The organism is Polynucleobacter sp. 39-46-10 (genome assembly GCF_002282275.1).
Map to the genome: position 1 here is coordinate 1 of NZ_NCJB01000277.1, position 3117 is coordinate 3117.

The window sequence follows — 3117 nt, forward strand, 5'->3', positions numbered from 1 at the left end:
TCATCGCCAATATTTTGTTATCTGGCGATAACGCAGTTGTGATTGCTTTAGCATCTCGCAATTTGCCGCCCGCTCAACAAAAGAAAGCCATTTTTTGGGGTAGCGCTGCAGCCATCATTTTGCGTGTGGTGCTCACTATTACTGCAGTTGCTTTATTAACCTTACCGTACTTAAAAATCGTCGGTGGCTTGCTATTGCTCTACATCGGTATTCAGCTTTTGTCTGATAGCGGCGGCGAAGAGCATATGGAAGCAAAGACTAGTATCTGGGCAGCTATCCGCACAATCTTAATTGCTGATTTAGTAATGAGCTTGGACAACGTTTTGGCGGTTGCAGCAGCAGCCCAAAAGGGACCTGAAGAAACTCGCCTATTGCTCCTCATCATTGGTTTGGCAATGTCTATTCCGTTGATTATTTTCGGTAGCGCAATGTTGCTCAAAGTAATGGAGCGTTTCCCAATCATCATCACTCTTGGTGCTGGACTTTTAGGTTTCTTAGCCGGCGGCATGTTAGTTGATGACCCTGCTATTAAAGATAGCATTCAAGCTGCAATAGGTGATGCAAAACTAGCTTTTGAAGTGGTTGGTATTGCGATTGTGATTTTAGTTGGTAGCTACTTTAAGAAAAAGAATGCCGCTAAAGAAACGCACTAATTTTCTTCAGCATTAATCAGAAAAAGCCGGCCTTTAAAGCCGGCTTTTCTTACATTTGGACGTGTTGAGCTTGTTGGGTATAGACTGGATGATGGGGTATTTAACCTCAGGAGCTTATAAAAATGTCTACGCAAGATCAACAACAAGAATCCGGCTTCACCTTAATTGAGGTGATGGTGGTGGTAGCCATCATTGGCATCTTGGTTGCAGTAGCTGTTCCTAAATATCAAGATTACATTGCCCGAAGTCGCGTTGTGGAGGGTCTGAATCTTGCTTCCACTGCTAAGCTCGCCGTCACGGAGGTATTCTCCAGTCGAGGCGCTGTTGCAATGGATGAGGCAACTCAAGGAGCCTTTACTTTTGCACCAACTCGCAATGTCAAGTTCATTGAAATTGATCCTTCTGGAACCATTGCCATTGGTTATCAAGCCAATGTGGCACCTGTGGGTAAAAACACCTTGTATCTCATTCCCACAAATGAGCCGGATGCGATCATCCCAAGTGCCATGGATTTATCAAGGCCTGAGTCCTCATCATGGTCAGGAGGGTGGTCTTGTAGAAGCCCAGATAGCAACTTATCTCCCCAATTAGTACCCTCAGAGTGCCGACTCACTAAGTAATTTTCTTTGCTGCATAGAGCTAGGGTATCGGGGTTTAGGCAAGAGAATGACCTACTTATTTGATCGTAATCAAATAAGTAGGTCAGATCGTATAGACAGTAGCCTAATGACGCGATAAATTGAGCGGTTAAAGCGAAGCAAAGAACAGAGGAAGCCTTGAAGAAAACTAGCCCATCTCGCAGTTTGATTGTGAATCTGACCCAGCAGATGATGCAGGTTCTGCCGTTTTCTGAAATGAAGCCAGAGCATGTAGATTTCTTCATTGAAAATTCGCAGGAAGAGTACTTTGCGCCAGAAGAGGTATTTCTCTCTCCGCAAAGCCCTCCTGTCAATAGATTATTTTTTATTCGTAAGGGCGGCGTTGTCTCTCGTCGCGGTCTTTCCAATGAAGCTGGCGAGGCGCATGAGTTTGAAGCGGGCGAGCTCTTTCCGGTCAGTGCTGCAATGGCTGGGCGCCCCCCAACTGCAACATATGCCGCAATTGGTGATTGTTTCTGTTTAAGCATTTCAACCGATGTGATGCGGCGCTTGGCAGAAATGTCGCCACAGTTTGCTGACTTTCTAAGTCAAAGCATTATGAAATTCTTAGAACGTTCTTGGCAGGTATTACAAAGAACTTATACATCTCAAATTTTCTCAGAGCAGTCTTTAGAAACACCTTTGGGAGATTTGCCTCGCAAAAAACCATTGTGTGTCACTCCTAATACCAGCATCAAAGAGGCGCTCACATTAATGCATGAGCGCAGAGTTGGTTCGATATTAGTAGGTGACTCGGAAGAAGGTCTGCAGGGCATCTTGACGCGTTATGACATCTTGGGGAGGGTGACGATTCCTCAGATTGATGTGCAACTTCCCATAAAAGATGTGATGACCAAAGGGGTGAAATCACTCACTATCCGCGATACTGCTCAGGATGCAGCTTTAATATTCTTGCAACTGGGGATTAGACATATTCCAGTAATGGATGGGAGTGAGGTGGTCAACATTCTCTCGGAGAGAGATTTATTTGCGATGCAGAGGCTCTCGCTAAAGCACATCAGTATGGCGATCCGCTCTGCACCAGATTTAGCGAGCGTAGCGTTGTGCGCAAAAGATGTTCGACGTTTTGCGAAGAACCTCATTGGTCAAGGGGTTCAGGCTAAGCAGCTAACCAGATTAATTAGTGATTTGAATGATTTAGTGTGTGACAGGTTGATTGAGTTATTCGCACACCAGCACAACATTGATATGAAGAGCTTTGCTTGGATTGCCTTGGGTTCTGAGGGTCGCTCTGAGCAAACCATTGCAACCGATCAAGACAACGCCCTGGTGTTTGCGGGAGAGGCTAGCGATGCTGTTCGGGAAAAGTATCTTGCTTTTGCTCTAGATGTGAATAAGGCCTTAGACGTTTGTGGCTATCCATTGTGCAAGGGTAATGTGATGGCAAGTAACCCGAAGATCTGTTTAAGTGAGGCCGAGTGGAATCGTAAGTTTGCCCATTGGATTGATGAAGGTTCTGGTGAGAATTTATTAAACGCCAGCATTTACTTTGACTTTAGAAGAGTTGCGGGCAATCCCGACTTACTTCTGAAAATGAAGGAAATCATTCTGACTCATGCCCCTCCCAATCTGCGTTTCCTGAAGCAGTTGGCAGACAATTCATTACGTATGAAGGTGCCTATTACTTGGCACGGCGGTTTGGACACGATTAAGCTCGATGGTAAGCAGTGCATCGATTTGAAAAAACATGGCACTGCTATCTTGGTGGATGCGGCACGAATTTATGCTTTGGCAAACGCCATACCGGAAACCAATACCAGAGAGCGTCTCATAGCAGTGGGTCAGGCTTTAAAAATCCCTGAGGC

At 45.4% G+C, this 3117-nt stretch carries 3 protein-coding genes; all 3 read left to right on the top strand.

What is annotated here, in order from left to right:
* Positions 1–2 precede the first annotated feature (2 nt).
* On the top strand, positions 3–653 hold the full coding sequence (locus tag B7X71_RS14285) for a TerC family protein (protein WP_293601098.1): 651 nt from the start codon (positions 3–5) through the stop codon (positions 651–653).
* Between the two features lie 122 nt (positions 654–775).
* Complete coding sequence (locus B7X71_RS14290; RefSeq protein ID WP_293599086.1) at positions 776–1273, top strand: pilin; 498 nt, start codon at positions 776–778, stop codon at positions 1271–1273.
* Between the two features lie 156 nt (positions 1274–1429).
* The coding region (locus tag B7X71_RS14295; RefSeq protein WP_293601100.1) for a DUF294 nucleotidyltransferase-like domain-containing protein at positions 1430–3117 on the top strand (1688 nt) is incomplete at its 3' end.